Origin of the sequence: Metabacillus bambusae (assembly GCF_017497975.1) — a bacterium.
Lineage (GTDB): Bacteria > Bacillota > Bacilli > Bacillales > Bacillaceae > Metabacillus > Metabacillus bambusae.
In genome coordinates this window covers 213,164-227,865 of the sequence record NZ_JAGDEL010000001.1, presented here as the reverse complement: position 1 = coordinate 227,865, position 14,702 = coordinate 213,164, and the positions used below count along the sequence as shown (strand labels likewise).

The following is a 14,702-nucleotide window of genomic DNA, read 5'->3' as shown; positions in this document are numbered from 1 at the left end:
CCTTCATAGATTAAGTACAACTGACATAAACATTGAGGTGCACATAAATGAAACGTAGTATAAAAATAAAAGGTATCGGCACATATTTACCGAAACGATTGGTGAAAGCGGAAGAAATCGATCAAATACTTTCAACAAAAAGTGGGTGGTCTGAAAGCAAATCAGGGGTGAAGGAACGGTATTTTGTTGGAGATGAAACAGCTTCTTATATGGGTGCAGAGGCTTCTAAAAAAGCAGTTCAAGATGCCGGTTTAACTTTAACTGATATTGATTGTTTAATTAGTGGAAGTGGTACGATGGAGCAAGCAATCCCCTGTAATGCCGCATTGCTTCATGAACAATTAGGTCTTCAGACTTCTGGCATTCCTGCATTTGATCTAAACTCTACTTGTTTAAGCTTTGTTACAGCTCTAGATATGATCTCATATGCAATTGATTGTGGTAGGTATAAGAATGTATTAGTAATATCCTCTGAGATTTCCTCAGTAGGACTAAACTGGGATCAAGACGAGAGCTCAATTTTGTTTGGGGATGGTGCTGTTGCGGTTGTTTTATCCAAATCAACTGATGGTTCAGGGATACTATGCTCACATATGGAAACATATAGTGCGGGTGCTCATTTATCTGAAATAAGAGGTGGAGGAACCAAAATCCATCCTAGAGAATATAACGAACAAACAAAAGGTGATTTTCTTTTTGATATGGATGGAAGGGCCATCTTTAAATTATCCTTTAAACTTCTACCACGATTTATCGAAACACTCTTTTCAACTACAAATCTTACAATGGAAGATATCGATATGGTGATCCCTCACCAAGCAAGCGCATCTGCGATGAAGATAATCCGTAAAAAGCTAGGAGTAGATGAGTCGAGGTTTATGAATATTATTGAAAACTATGGAAATATGATTGCAGCATCTATTCCAATGGCGTTATTTGAAGCTGTTCAACAAGGAAGAGTGAAAAGAGGAGACAAAGTTTTACTATTAGGAACTTCAGCAGGATTATCCATTGGAGGCATCGTACTTGAATATTAAGAGAAAGCGAGTTTTGATATTAGGAGCTAGAGCACCAGTTACACTTCACTTATGCAGAGTTTTAGAAGATGGAGGAATGGATGTTTATACTGCTGATAGTGTCCCATATGCGCTTGCAAAAACCACAAATCGGATAAAAGAATTCTTTTTATACCCTTCTCCAAAATATGAAACGCAAGAATTTATTAACTGTTTAATACAGATAATTAAAAATAAGCGCGTAGATATATTAATGCCTACTTGTGAAGAGATCTTCTTTGTCTCAATGTATAAGGATCAATTATCAGCTTATTGTGATGTAGTAGTCGATGATCTTGAAAAAAATGAAATTACTCCATCATAAAGAAAGGTTCATCCGATTTGTCGAGGAACTAGGCTATGAAACACCAAAAACACAATTCCTACAACCACAAGTAAATCAAACAGATTTTATAAAGGAATTTCATAGTGATCTAGTATTGAAAAAAGTCTATTCTAGGTTTTCTGATTCGGTAATATTTCTAAAACGAGGAGAAGAGTTTCCAATACAAGTATTTGAAGATTCACTTTGGATAGTGCAGGAGCGGATCTTTGGAAAACAATACTGTTCCTATGGATTTGCAAGAAATGGGAAATTACAAGCACATTCTGTATATAAATCCGAATTCACAGCTGGCTTAGGTGCAACACTCTCCTATCAATATACAGAAAAACCAGAAATCGAGCAATTTGTTAAAACAATCGTTGCGAAGCTATCATTTACAGGACAAATATCTTTTGATTTTATCGTCAATCATGCTGGTGTTGCCATCCCAATAGAATGCAATCCACGGGCAACAAGTGGATTGCATTTATTTGGGAAAGAAATGGCCAAAGTAATAAAAGGAGAACAAACCGATCTACTTTACCCTAAAAATGAAACAAAAGAAGCTATTAAGTTAGGTGTTCTTCTTTATGGACGAAACAATTTTAAATCAATGAAACAAGTAAAACGGTGGTTTCAAATACTTGCAACATATAAAGATATTACATTTAGAAAAAATGATATAAAGCCTTTTTTCTATCAATTTGTGAGTATGTACTTTTTGAGGAGGGAAAGTCGTATTAATAAACTGACTATGCTAGAGCAGTCAACGTATGACATTAGCTGGGATGGTGAACATTCTTGAACATATTAGTAACGGGTGCAACAGGATTTTTAGGAAAGAAATTAGCATTTAGACTTGCTTCACTTGGTTACAATGTTACTGGCATTGGACGAAATAAAGAGGTAGGGGAGACGTTAAAAAAGATCGGGATTTGCTTTGAAGAAGCGACCTTAGAGGACACTGAGAGAATCATTGAACTTTGTAAAGATAAAGATTATGTGTTTCATTGTGGTGCTCTTTCTTCTCCCTGGGGAAAATATCAGGATTTTTATGCAGCAAATGTTCTTGGTACTAAAAACATCATTGAAGGTAGTAAGAAATGGTGTGTGAAACGACTTATCCATGTATCGACACCAAGCCTCTATTTTTACTTTGATGAGCGTAGAAATGTAAAAGAATCTGATCCATTACCTAATAAGTTCGTTAACCATTATGCAAAAACGAAATATATAGCAGAATTAGAGATTGATAAAGCATTTCATGAAGGTCTGCCAACAATTACTATCAGACCAAGAGCTATTTTTGGCCCTGGTGACAATGCAATTCTCCCTAGGTTGATTAAAGTATGTGAAAAGGGCATGTTCCCAAAGATCGGAAAGGGCTATGTTGAAGTCGATATTACATATGTAGAAAATGTTGTTGATGCATTATTGCTTTGTCTAACATCAGGGGAAGGAACACTAGGCAGAAAATACAATATTACAAATGGCGTACGAGTAAATCTATATGAAATGCTTGAAGAAGTGATGGCCCAATTAGGAAAAACTGTATCTTATAAGGAAATCTCTTATAACAAGGCTTTTTTTATTGCTAGGACACTTGAGTACATCTCAACAATTTTTTTAGGTGGAAGAGAACCTTTGCTAACTCGGTATACCGTAAGTGTACTTTCACAATCACAAACATTGTCACTGGAAAAGGCTCAACAAGAATTGGGCTATATTCCTGCTGTTTCAATAGAACAGGGGACAAAGGAATTCGTAGAATGGTGGAAAAAACATGAAAATTAATTCGATAAAGCTTTACGAATGTGGTTATTGTACACACCCCGAAAAGATAGTTTTACCAAATGGAACATTAAAGTCAATAGAGTTCCCTGCAACAGTTGCTTTAATAAAGCATCCAACAAAGGGATACATCCTTTTTGATACGGGCTATGCAACACATTTTATAGAAGCAACAAAAAAATTCCCCTATTCACTATATGCAAAGTTAACACCGGTTTTCTTTTCAGAAGAAAAGTCGATAAAAAAACAATTGGAAAAAGACGGGATTAAGGCTGAGGATATAAATATGATCATCCTTTCTCATTTTCATGGCGACCATACTGGTGGATTGAAGGATTTTCCAGATGCGAAAATTCTCACGTTTAGAAAAGGCTATGAACCTATTAAATCAATGAATAAATTGCGCGCTTTAACAAAAGGATGTTTATTAGATTTGATTCCAGAAGACATTGATACGCGTATTACTTTCATTGATCAAGCTGAAATTAAGCTAGACAATCGCTATGGGGAATTTACAACTGGATTTGATGTGCTCGGAGACAATTCGATAACAGCAGTAGATTTAACTGGACATGCGATTGGACAATTTGGTATTTTTGTCAATCTTCAAAGTGGAAAAAGGGTTTTATTATGTGCTGATGCGGTATGGTTAAGCCAAGCCTATGAAAAACTCATTTTCCCTCATAAAGTTGCAAATTTATTAATAGAAGATATCAAAGCGTATAAGAAAAATGTAATAAAACTTCATCGCTTATCAAGAACAAATTCTGAAATAGATATTTTACCAACACATTGTCAAAAAACGTGGGAGCTTGTGAAAAAGGGGTTTGTTTATGAATAAGCTGAATTTAGTGAAACAATATGTGTTAACTAAGTATGGTAGAAGATTTTTATCCAAGGAGGAATTGCAACGCTTTCAGCAGCGGGAAATTAAAAAACAATTATTATTTGTGTTAAGGCATTCAGCTTTTTACCGAGAATTCTATAAAGATTATCAAAATGAAATACAAGAACATAATTGGGAATCGCTTCCAATTATTGATAAATCAATTATGATGAACCATTTCGATGACTTTAATACCGTTGGAATCAAGAAGAAAAGAGCCCTTGAGATAGCGTTTGAAGCAGAGAGAACGAGAGATTTTACAGCGAAAATAGCTGATATTTCAATAGGCCTATCGTCAGGTACAAGCGGAAACCGAGGGGTATTTTTAGTGAGTGATAAGGAGGCAGCAAAATGGGCTGGAGCTGTTTTAGCTAAATTATTACCTGGAAGCCTAATTGAAAAGCAAAAAATTGCTTTTTTCCTTAGAGCAAACAACAATTTGTATAGCACAACCGAAAATGGCCGAATAACCTTCCAATTCTTTGACCTTTTGGATGATTTTCCAACACATATTCACCGCTTAAATGAATTAATGCCGACCATCATAATAGCTCCGCCGTCTATGTTAAGAAAACTCGCAGAATGGCAGATTGAAGATAAAATACTGATACGACCAATAAAGATCGTCTCAGTAGCTGAAGTGTTAGAGGACCTTGATAAAAGGTTTATTGAAGAAGTCTTTCAGCAAACACTTCACCAAGTTTATCAGTGTACAGAAGGATTTTTAGCAGTTACATGCTCACATGGAACGCTTCACATGAATGAAGATTTAGTAGCAATTCAAAAGGAATATTTAGATAAAGAAAAAGGTATTTTTGTGCCGATATTAACTGATTTCACAAGAACTACCCAGCCAATTATTCGTTATAGACTAAATGACATTCTAATCGAACGGAAAGCACATTGTCCTTGTGGATCACACTTTTTAGCATTAGAACGCATTGATGGACGTTGTGATGATTTATTTTATGGCTACAAAACGGATGGAGGAGATGTAGGTGTTCTGTTTCCCGATTTTATTAGAAGAGCCATTATGCTAGCATCAGATCATATTCTTGAATACAAGGTAACTCAAATGGATCTGACAACAATTGAAGTAAAACTAAAGGTAAATGCAAGCTCAGAATCAGTGAAAGAAGTGGTCATATCTGAGATAACAAAGCTATGGAAACAAAATCGATTAGTCGTTCCAGATATCCACTTTTCACCTTACGATTTAATTCCATCTGATAAAAAAAGGAAGCGGATCGAAAACGCGATGAGAGGAAACTTCGATGGTAAAATTGTATGATGCAAAAAACATCGATTCCATTGAGTGGTCAACAAAAAAAGATGGTCATTTGATAAGGAATTATTTTGAGACATTAATGAAAGATGGTGTAGAGAAATATATTAAGAACATTGAAACTGAAATATATTTATTGGAGGTTGATGATATCCTTCTACCAATTTCACTAAATCAAAAAGAATTCAATAATTCGTATGTCGTTTCTCCTTATACTCATTATATTAGCTATGCAAAGGAAGAGCTATGGGAATTAGGAAATAAACGCTTGGAGTCTTTTCTTTCGTATGTTATTGAAGGTATTGGATTTTTACTTCGTAAAAGCAATATAAATAAAGTTGTTGTTGTAAATAATTGGCTATTGTCTACAAATCTGTATCCTAGTTTAACAAGTGATCAGATTAAAAAAATGACAGAGTTTCTTACCAATCAATTTCCACAGTATACTATCCTCATGCGTTCGATAAATGAAACTCTTCATAACCAAATGATTAGTAGTTTTAATAGTGAAGGCTACAAACGAATTATGTCCCGTTCGATATATCTTTTTGATCCCAAGATACCACTGACAAAAAACCAAAGAAAAGCGCTTAATCAAGATAATAAGCTTTTGCAGAAATTTGATTACCAAATAAGAGATATACACACTGGCGATTATCAGAATGTTAAGGAATTATATAATCAGTTATATATTGATAAATATTCCATAAACAACCCTCAATTTACAGAGCACTATTTTAAGAATACTGCGATAAATAATACATTACAATTTAAACTTGTATTGAAAGATGCAAAAGTAATTGGTGTGATTGGTTATTTTGTGAGAGATGGAGTTTTAACAACACCAGTATTAGGGTATGAGATTGAGAGGGAAAAAGAGGCAGGGCTTTATCGAGTATTGTCAATGCTTATTACGAAGGAAATAATCGATAAAAACTATATGGGACATCGGAGTGCAGGAGCAGGTTCATTTAAGAGGAAGCGAGGGTCAGTACAAGAGATAGAGTATACATACTATTACAATAAACATTTATCATTAAAATCATCGCTTGCATGGAATTGTCTAAAAATGATAATGGATATTGTTATTGAGCCACTTGCTAGGAAAATGAGATTCTAAGCTGATGTAAGAATAATTAATCAAAGTGTTTTGTATAATGTTATTTTATTTCATTTCATAGTGTATAATTATATATTGAAATTATATATTATGATAATGATCTAATTAAAAGCAGCATCCATTTTAATGTTGCTTTTTTCTCGTCGTTTTTTTGTGAAATTGTTATATTTTCGGCTGGAGGATACTAGAATTGCTAAAAGATTTATTTGTTCATTTGTGTATAATGATCGCTTTTTTGTTCGTTGGTGGGGCTATTTTTAAAAATAATCCTTATGAGATTAATCTGAGAAATAAAATGATATTTGGTGTTTTTACTGGAATTCTAGGCTCTCTATTAATGATTTTTAGTATTCAGGTAGAGACGGAGACGATCATTGATTTACGTCATATCGTAATGATTGTTTCTGCTATCTTTGGTGGATTCGTATCCAGTTTCATCACGTCCACTCTTATTGCAATAAGTAGGTTATTATTTTTAGATATTAGTACTGGGGTAGTAATCGTGTCTATTGCAATTGTTTTTGTCGGAGCAATAATGGGCGTAATTAGTAGCCTAAAGATTTCAAAAAGTAAACAATGGATTTTTATGGTTGTTACTAGTACATTTATCTTTTCAATCATCTTATATATTCGTGTCAGACATTTAGACCATTTTAATATTATATTATTTAATTATTGGTGTTTGTCCATTTTTGGTGGGATTATTACCTATATTCTTGTAAACTATATAAGTCGATCAAATTATTTGAATTATGAATACAAAAAACAAGCTACTGTTGACTTCTTAACAGGTTTAAAAAATGCTCGACAATTTGATTTGATCTTATCTAATTTGATGGCAGATGCAAAAATTCAACGTAAAAACATAGGGCTACTTTATATAGATATTGATTATTTTAAACAAATAAATGATCGCTACGGACACCAAGCAGGTGATTCTATCTTACATGAAGTGGGATCAATTTTAATTGCTTCGATAAGTGAACATGATACTGTATTTCGAAATGGAGGAGAGGAATTTTCGGTATTACTTCTCGATAAGAATCTTGAAAAATCGATAGAAATAGCAGAACATATCCGCACTAAAATTGAAAGACATCCATTCCTTTTACCTAATAACTTGAATATACACATTACTTTTTCAATAGGTGTCACTACTAGTCAATCAGTTGGGGAAACTCCACAAAATATAGTGAAACGAGCGGATGATGCATTATATAGGGCGAAATCAAAAGGAAGAAATCAAGTTTGTTGGAGTCAAGCTGAAGAACGAGATTCTCCGAACCGAAATAGTCATTCTACTAAGGATCGCTATAAAAAGCTGGGCAGCACTTTATAAAAAAATTCATAGCACTCGATTAAACTTTTAGTAATTTAAACTAAAGGATTTTTGTGAAATAATCAGTTGAATTACCCTAAGTAACCCTTTGACGCATTTTGGAATACAGATGAATCTAGCCTCATATAGAGTATTCATGTCACCATTTAATTTAATTGAAAAGAAGGCTGACAATGATGTTAAAGAGTCAGCCTAAAATAATTAGAATTAACTTTTGTGGTTATATTTCCAAACAAGGTTCATATAATTTCGCTTTTATTTATAGTGAAATAATCTAATTAAGAATAATTAAGTTATACAGGGGATGATTAAAGTTAAATGATTAATCTTAAGGGTTATATTACCATCCCTATTCTTCAGTCTTTTTTGTTACTATTTTAAAAGACTATAGGAATGTGAAAGGGATGTAGAATATGAAAAAAAGCTACTTACTACTTGCACTAGTATCAATCCTAATTTTCACAGGTGGATTCTTTTCAGGAATGTTATATTCTAGTAAGAGTACAGATCAAGCGAAGAAAACTACACAAATGGCCCCTAATTCTGCAAAAAAATTACACCAAAAACAAATACCAAAAATAAAACAAAAAAATTCTAATGTATTGATTGGCTATGTTCAAGATTTTCGCGATCCTAATACAATCAATTATTCTAAATTAACACATATTATTTTTTCGTTTGCTCATCCTGCAAAAGATGGAAGTCTTTTAATGAATGGCGATAGCGCTATGTCAAATTTGCGCGCAATGGTTCAAGAAGCACACAAACGAGATACAAATGTAATGCTTGCAGTTGGTGGCTGGTACCATATTAATGGTGGAGAGTCATACGAGTATTTTAAAGCTGCGATCTCCAATCCTACATCTCGTACTAAGCTAATTAATGAGCTTGTTGGGTTTACCGAACGAGAAAATTTGGATGGGATTGACATTGATTTTGAACACCCTCGCTCTAAAGAGGATGCCAAAAATCTAGATACCTTTATGAAAACGTTAAGTGACAATCTTCATTCGAAAAATAAGGAATTATCAATTGCGGTTTATTCAAAGATTCATAGTGTGACAGGTACAGAAATTGCTTCCGTTATCTATGAACCAACCATGTTTAACTATGTTGATCATGTCAATATCATGGCATATGATGGTCAATGGGATGGTGAATACAATGCAGCTAATTTATCGCCATATCCTTTTGTAGAAAATATCGTAAGCTACTGGTCAACCCTTTTTGCTAAACACGGTATTAAAAAAGAAAAACTTGTTTTAGGTGTTCCATTTTATGCGCAGCCAGAAGATGTATCAATTAAACAGGTTTCATATGCAGCAATTATTAATAGCAATCCCGAAAATGCAAAGCGTGATACCGTTAAGATGAACGGCACGACCTATCATTACAATGGGGTGACAACGATTCAAAAGAAAACAAATCTGGCTCTAGATAACGGCTTTGGCGGAATGATGTTGTGGGAACTAGGACATGATGCTGAAGGGTCACATAGTTTGACAAATGTTATTTCACAAGTATTCGACAAGGAAAATGCAGAACAAAAACAAGTGACCATTAATTCAAACGACGATTAGAAAAGTAAATGAAAAACTGTTGAGGAGATCTCAACAGTTTTTTTGTTGCGTTTATTGTTATGTAGAATTACTTTGTATGTATTGTATATACATAATTCACAACTAAGTCATATAATTGTCATTAGTTAAAACCCTTTTTCGACATGTAGTTATAATGACCTTATCATATATTAAGCTTGTTCTTGATTATGTTATAAAAGATGACATGGATTATTGGACAATATGGGTATGTTTTTATTCTTCTTAATTTGGGTAATTTTAAAAAGAGAAATCATTTTACAGGGCAGAATCTTACTATTCAATGTGACTTAAATAAAAGATAAAGGAGAAGATATCATGTCAAACTTGACTTTAAAACATTACTTTTTAGAAGTAACCGAGAGAATCAAAATGGAAGAGGCATTGTTTCAGCACTTATCAGTAAATGTAGATGAAGTATTAAGTTTAGATGATCATACACTCTTGGAATTATACAACAGTAGAATAGTTAAAAAATCAATTTCCTAATGACAAAAAAACTAAAATATATAAACAAGCTGTTGATGTTTTTTAGCAGCTTGTTTTTTTTGCAGGATTTCTTAACTTTATTAAGAATTAATATAAAAGAGTTGTATTGGACTAAAACAATTTACTAAAGGGTACAGCAATTAGTCAAGGAGGATAAATAATGATAAGAAAAATGCCATTACACAAACGTGAGATCACAACAAGTCGCCTTGTATTAGGTTGTATGGGGTTTGGCGGTGGTTGGGATCATAATTCAATTACGAAAGAAGACAATCTTATAGCAGAAAAAGCTGTTGATGCCGCGTTATCAAGTGGGATTACGATGTTCGATCATGCAGATATTTATAAGATGGGAAAAGCGGAGACGATTTTTGGAGGCATTTTAAAAAGTCGACCAGAATTAAGAGAAAACATTGTTATTCAATCAAAATGTGGAATTCGTTTTCCAGAAGGCAATTTACCACATCGATTTGATTTTTCAAAAAGTCATATTTTATCTTCTGTAGATGGTATATTGAAGAGGCTGAATACCGAATACATTGATATTTTATTATTACACCGTCCAGATCCTTTAGTTGAACCTGAGGAGGTTGCTGAGGCATTTGATGCGTTAAAAGCATCTGGTAAAGTGAAAAATTTTGGTGTATCTAACATGAGTGCAGCACAAATCAAATTGCTAAGTGCATATTGTTCAGATCCACTTATCGTAAATCAGCTAGAATTAAGCCTAAAACGTATTGATTGGTTGGAGCAGGGTGTATTGGTAAATCAAAAGGCGGGCACGGATATTAATTTTGCTGATGGAATTATTGAGCATTGCCGATTAGAGGATATCCAGATTCAAGCATGGGCTCCTTTGGCTTATGGTATGTATTCAGGGCGTGAAATGGAAAATGTATCAGAAACTGACTTGCAAACTAAAGATCTCGTTCAAAAAATGGCAAACGAGAAGGGGACTTCAACAGAAGCAATTGTTCTAGGTTGGTTAATGCGCCACCCCGCTCTAATTCAGCCAGTGATTGGCTCAACAAATCCAGAACGAATCAAAAACTGTCAAGATTCAGTACGGCAATCTGAAATGATGACTCGTGAAGAGTGGTATTCATTGTACACAGCGTCACGTGGGAAAAAAATGCCTTAATCTAATGAGATAGGAAAGAGACAGAATGAGTGTAACTTCAGAGACGATTGATCAGATATTAGAACAATACTTTTCCGCTGATAAAACATGGATAGTTTATCAGGGGAAAAGTGGGTATAACAATACAACCCGATATATTGTAATTGATAATAAAAAATTTATCCTTCGTATTTATGAAACACATAAAGACAAAGCAAAAGTAAAGCTAGAGCATGAGGTTTTAGTGAAGCTTAATGAAATTGAGGATTTACCTTTTAAAGTTCCTGTTCCGATTTATACAAATGAAGGAAAAACATACCTTCGACTACATGATGGGTCAAACAAGCTCGCTTGTATCTATACATATATAGAAGGAGAGAATCCTGTTTTTGATCATTCGAGACTATTGTATTCTTTTGGCAAAAGCACCGGAAATGTATTACATGCTTTACAATGGCTTCATGTTCATCAGCCATTTATTTATCGACCCTATTATGAAATTGAACATACTCACCCTAATTGTGGGATTGATCGGGTCGTACAATGGTGTACAAAGCCTCCGGAGGAGTTTACAGAATTTAAGTCAAAGTTATCGTGGATTGCAAAACAAATGCTACATTTTCAAACGTTCGTTCCACATCTTAAGACTCTACCACATCAAGTAATTCATGGTGATCTAAACGAATCAAATGTCTTAGGTGGTCAAAATGGAACGATAGAGGCAATATTAGACTTTGAATTTGTAACATATGATCTTCGCGTAATGGAAGTGGCTGTTTGTATATCTGAAATAATTGTAAAAGAACCAAATGAATCAATATTGTGGGAAAAGCTCGCAATGTATTACAGAGGATTTTCGTCTGTTATGACTTTAACAAAACCTGAAATTGATGCTTTACCAATCTTGGTTCAGTTAAGAAGGTTAGACGTATTTGTTCATTTTTTAGGGCGTTATTTAGATGGGATCGACAAACAGGATGTTCTGAAAGAGCAAATTATTAAATCGGTTACAAATAAAAATTGGTTAAGTGATGGCGGGGAAAAGCTTGCTAAGTTATGGAGTGGTAACCCCTAATAACTAAACTAAAAAGATAAAGAAAACGACGCTCTTTATCTTTTTAGTTTTAGGCTCTGTTAAATCTAATTGTTGTTTTTTATATCAGGGAAGGTAAATCTTGCTCTCTTATTTATCAACAGTGTTGTTTAACATATCAATGGAATATCTATCATTACCTTCCAATTCTTCTTTCATCCGTTCTTCTTCTTCCTTCACACAAATTCGAGTTATTTGTTCATTTAGCATATGGTGTAAATAGTCTGTTTCTTCACAAATGATGTCATTTTTTTCTTTCATATCTAAAAATCTCTCCTTAAGTGTTTCATGATGTTTACCTATTGTTAATGGAAGTCTCGCTATGTTTTTATATTTACATCGAAGCTACTTTTATATACAATAAAGCAAATAAGCAAATATCAGGATGTTAAAATCATGATATTTGCTTATTAAAGTTTAGTGTTTAATAAAAAGTTTATACAGAACATAGATTTTCTGTTCCTGTCTGAGAATATAGAACATGTTCTAATTCTTTTTCTGATGCTTCATAAAATTGACGACCATCGGGCATTTTATATAGATTTCTATGTAGTAGGGCATCAATGATTTCACCCTTGTTATTTATCGATTGTTTTGTGTGTTCAGACATGAAAAAAACACTCCTTATTTGTAAGCGTTTACAATTTATATTTTAAACAATTATGATATAAATGTCAATTGATAAATTTACTTAATATTAAAAAAATTGGATAGCTGTGTTTTTTAGAGCTACTATCCAATCCTTTTAATAAAACTATTTCAGAGTAATATACTAAAAATGAATTTTATTTACCCTTTAATACCGGTCAATGTTACCCCTTCAATTATTTGTTTCTGTGCAATAATGTAAATAATTAAAACAGGAATAACCGAAATTGTTGTCCCAGCCATCATCAGACCCCACTCAGCGGTATAAAGACCTTTGAAAGTGTTTAATAGTAGCGGTACAGTAAACAATTCTGGTGTATTTAAATAGATGAGAGGATCAATAAAACTGTTCCAAGCTCCCATAAAGGTAAATATTCCAATTGCGGCTAGAGCTGGTCGAATTAATGGTAAGATAACATTCCAATATATGCGTAAATATCCCGCACCATCCATAATTGCTGCTTCCTCTAGTTCGCGAGGAATTCCCATAACAAATTGTCTTAACAAAAAGACTGCAAAAGCATTAAAAAGAGCACCAGGTACGATTATGGATAGATGGTTATCAATCCAGCCTATATTATCCATAATTAAATATAAGGGGATCATTGTTACTTGTTTAGGAATCATCATTGTGGATAAAAAAAGAATGAAAATAATATTTGCACCTTTGAATCGTATTTTGGCAAATGCATATGCAGCCATCGATGCCGTAATAAGTGTTGCAGCAACAACGATAAAGGTGATGTAGAAGCTATTAAAATATGCTTTTCCAAATGGCATTGCTTGAAGTGAATCAGGGTAATTATTCCATGCAAGCGGGTTTGGAATCCATTTTGGTGGTACTAAAAAAATTTGCGAAATGTCTTTTAATGAGCTTAAAACAGTCCATAAAAAAGGGAACACCATAGTTATGGCGCCGAGCGTTAGCAAAACGTGAAGGAGAATATTTGCTCTTTTTCGCTTTCTAGGCAATGAAGAATTTACAACGGTTGGAATGTTTTTATTCCTTGTATCTATTTCTAAATCATTAGTCGCCATAATGCACCCACCTCTTTTGGAATCTAAATTGGAGAAGAGTAAAGACTAGAATCATGACAAATAAAATCATGGCTGCAGCAGAGCTTTTTCCAAAGGTAAAATCAATAAAGGCCTGATCATAGATATGGAAAACAAGTGTGTAACTTGCTTTGGCAGGACCACCATTAGTCATAACAAATGCCTGGTCAAATACCTGGAATGAGCTAATTACAGACATGATTGTAACAAAAAATGTCGTGGGAGTTAATAATGGTAAAGTAATATATCTAAACTTCTGAAGCACGGAAGCTCCATCAATTTCTGCTGCTTCATAATAACTTTTGGAAATACCTTGAAGGCCTGCTAGAAAAATAACCATATTGTATCCTAACCCCCACCAAATACTTAAAAGAGCTATTGAGGGCATTACCCACTTTGTATCAGTTAACCAATGTGGACCAGTAATCCCAATGTAACTTAATAACTGATTTAAGATCCCAAAGTCTCCATTTAAAATCCACATCCAAATGACACCCACAGATACCGAGCTTGTTACAACAGGCATGAAAAAGAAGATACGATAAAATTCTTTTCCTGCGACTTTATTTAATGCAGTTGCAAGAATCAGAGCAATGGCTATTCCAATAGGTATGGTCAGAATCATATAATAAACAGTATTAACAAGTGCTTTCCAAAAATCTGGATTGTAGAATTGACTTGTAAAATTGGAAAAGCCTACAAATGTTCTTTCACCAAATCCATCCCATTTCATGAAACTTAAAACCAAAGCATAAAGTAGAGGGATTAGGGCAAAAACGATAAGACCTATCACTTGTGGGCCAATAAAAAATAGACCCCATAGAGTATTCCTTTTTTGGAGCATATTGTTCACTTCCTTTATAATGGTTGCCCAAGAAGAGAACACTTTCATTCTCT

At 33.7% G+C, this 14,702-nt stretch carries 16 protein-coding genes; 12 read left to right on the top strand and 4 right to left on the bottom strand.

The features are described 5' to 3' along the window. Positions 1-47: 47 nt before the first annotated feature. The 12 genes from I7822_RS00995 (at position 48) to I7822_RS00945 (ending at position 12,083) form a co-directional block, all read left to right on the top strand. A complete protein-coding gene (locus I7822_RS00995) occupies positions 48-1,037 on the top strand; it encodes a beta-ketoacyl-ACP synthase III (protein WP_207974938.1) in 990 nt (329 codons plus the stop codon). Next, the gene (locus I7822_RS29685) at positions 1,027-1,380 is read left to right on the top strand and encodes an ATP-grasp domain-containing protein (RefSeq protein ID WP_243459188.1); all 354 of its coding nucleotides are present in this window, start codon (positions 1,027-1,029) and stop codon (positions 1,378-1,380) included. The genes I7822_RS00995 and I7822_RS29685 overlap by 11 nt, the downstream gene beginning before the upstream one ends. Next, positions 1,361-2,185 (top strand): ATP-grasp domain-containing protein, encoded by an 825-nt coding sequence (locus I7822_RS00990; protein ID WP_243459214.1) that lies wholly within the window; start codon positions 1,361-1,363, stop codon positions 2,183-2,185. Before I7822_RS29685 ends, I7822_RS00990 begins: the two co-directional genes overlap by 20 nt. Continuing rightward, positions 2,182-3,174 (top strand): NAD-dependent epimerase/dehydratase family protein, encoded by a 993-nt coding sequence (locus tag I7822_RS00985; RefSeq protein ID WP_207974937.1) that lies wholly within the window; start codon positions 2,182-2,184, stop codon positions 3,172-3,174. The genes I7822_RS00990 and I7822_RS00985 overlap by 4 nt, the downstream gene beginning before the upstream one ends. Beyond that, on the top strand, positions 3,164-4,012 hold the full coding sequence (locus I7822_RS00980; protein WP_207974936.1) for an MBL fold metallo-hydrolase: 849 nt from the start codon (positions 3,164-3,166) through the stop codon (positions 4,010-4,012). The genes I7822_RS00985 and I7822_RS00980 overlap by 11 nt, the downstream gene beginning before the upstream one ends. Further along, complete coding sequence (locus I7822_RS00975) at positions 4,005-5,348, top strand: F390 synthetase-related protein (RefSeq protein ID WP_207974935.1); 1,344 nt, start codon at positions 4,005-4,007, stop codon at positions 5,346-5,348. Before I7822_RS00980 ends, I7822_RS00975 begins: the two co-directional genes overlap by 8 nt. Further along, complete coding sequence (locus I7822_RS00970; RefSeq protein ID WP_207974934.1) at positions 5,332-6,462, top strand: hypothetical protein; 1,131 nt, start codon at positions 5,332-5,334, stop codon at positions 6,460-6,462. Before I7822_RS00975 ends, I7822_RS00970 begins: the two co-directional genes overlap by 17 nt. A gap of 190 nt (positions 6,463-6,652) precedes the next feature. Next, positions 6,653-7,801, top strand: a complete 1,149-nt coding sequence (locus I7822_RS00965; protein WP_207974933.1) for a GGDEF domain-containing protein — start codon at positions 6,653-6,655, stop codon at positions 7,799-7,801. Positions 7,802-8,214: 413 nt separating this feature from the next. After that, a complete protein-coding gene (locus I7822_RS00960; RefSeq protein ID WP_207974932.1) occupies positions 8,215-9,381 on the top strand; it encodes a glycosyl hydrolase family 18 protein in 1,167 nt (388 codons plus the stop codon). Positions 9,382-9,717: 336 nt separating this feature from the next. Next, positions 9,718-9,888 (top strand): hypothetical protein, encoded by a 171-nt coding sequence (locus I7822_RS00955; RefSeq protein WP_207974931.1) that lies wholly within the window; start codon positions 9,718-9,720, stop codon positions 9,886-9,888. 163 nt (positions 9,889-10,051) lie between these two features. Further along, positions 10,052-11,029, top strand: coding sequence for an aldo/keto reductase (locus tag I7822_RS00950; RefSeq protein WP_207975224.1), 978 nt, complete (start codon positions 10,052-10,054; stop codon positions 11,027-11,029). Positions 11,030-11,054: 25 nt separating this feature from the next. Further along, complete coding sequence (locus tag I7822_RS00945; RefSeq protein WP_207974930.1) at positions 11,055-12,083, top strand: phosphotransferase; 1,029 nt, start codon at positions 11,055-11,057, stop codon at positions 12,081-12,083. Positions 12,084-12,191: 108 nt separating this feature from the next. On the opposite strand, the gene I7822_RS00940 is transcribed toward I7822_RS00945, so the two are convergent. The 4 genes from I7822_RS00940 to I7822_RS00925 form a co-directional block, all read right to left on the bottom strand. Next, positions 12,192-12,362 (bottom strand): hypothetical protein, encoded by a 171-nt coding sequence (locus I7822_RS00940; RefSeq protein WP_207974929.1) that lies wholly within the window; start codon positions 12,360-12,362, stop codon positions 12,192-12,194. Positions 12,363-12,537: 175 nt separating this feature from the next. Then, positions 12,538-12,711, bottom strand: coding sequence for a Fur-regulated basic protein FbpA (locus tag I7822_RS00935; RefSeq protein WP_207974928.1), 174 nt, complete (start codon positions 12,709-12,711; stop codon positions 12,538-12,540). Between the two features lie 179 nt (positions 12,712-12,890). Next, positions 12,891-13,787, bottom strand: a complete 897-nt coding sequence (locus I7822_RS00930; protein ID WP_207974927.1) for a carbohydrate ABC transporter permease — start codon at positions 13,785-13,787, stop codon at positions 12,891-12,893. Beyond that, a complete protein-coding gene (locus tag I7822_RS00925) occupies positions 13,777-14,649 on the bottom strand; it encodes a carbohydrate ABC transporter permease (RefSeq protein WP_207974926.1) in 873 nt (290 codons plus the stop codon). Before I7822_RS00925 ends, I7822_RS00930 begins: the two co-directional genes overlap by 11 nt. Positions 14,650-14,702: the final 53 nt, after the last annotated feature.

Coding starts and splice junctions, on each gene's coding strand:
- I7822_RS00995 (WP_207974938.1), top strand. CDS start 48: ATGAAACGTAGTATAAAAATAAAAGGTATCGGCACATATTTACCGAAA.
- I7822_RS00990 (WP_243459214.1), top strand. CDS start 1,361: ATGAAATTACTCCATCATAAAGAAAGGTTCATCCGATTTGTCGAGGAA.
- I7822_RS00980 (WP_207974936.1), top strand. CDS start 3,164: ATGAAAATTAATTCGATAAAGCTTTACGAATGTGGTTATTGTACACAC.
- I7822_RS00975 (WP_207974935.1), top strand. CDS start 4,005: ATGAATAAGCTGAATTTAGTGAAACAATATGTGTTAACTAAGTATGGT.
- I7822_RS00970 (WP_207974934.1), top strand. CDS start 5,332: ATGGTAAAATTGTATGATGCAAAAAACATCGATTCCATTGAGTGGTCA.
- I7822_RS00960 (WP_207974932.1), top strand. CDS start 8,215: ATGAAAAAAAGCTACTTACTACTTGCACTAGTATCAATCCTAATTTTC.
- I7822_RS00955 (WP_207974931.1), top strand. CDS start 9,718: ATGTCAAACTTGACTTTAAAACATTACTTTTTAGAAGTAACCGAGAGA.
- I7822_RS00945 (WP_207974930.1), top strand. CDS start 11,055: ATGAGTGTAACTTCAGAGACGATTGATCAGATATTAGAACAATACTTT.
- I7822_RS00940 (WP_207974929.1), bottom strand. CDS start 12,362: ATGAAAGAAAAAAATGACATCATTTGTGAAGAAACAGACTATTTACAC.
- I7822_RS00935 (WP_207974928.1), bottom strand. CDS start 12,711: ATGTCTGAACACACAAAACAATCGATAAATAACAAGGGTGAAATCATT.
- I7822_RS00930 (WP_207974927.1), bottom strand. CDS start 13,787: ATGGCGACTAATGATTTAGAAATAGATACAAGGAATAAAAACATTCCA.
- I7822_RS00925 (WP_207974926.1), bottom strand. CDS start 14,649: ATGCTCCAAAAAAGGAATACTCTATGGGGTCTATTTTTTATTGGCCCA.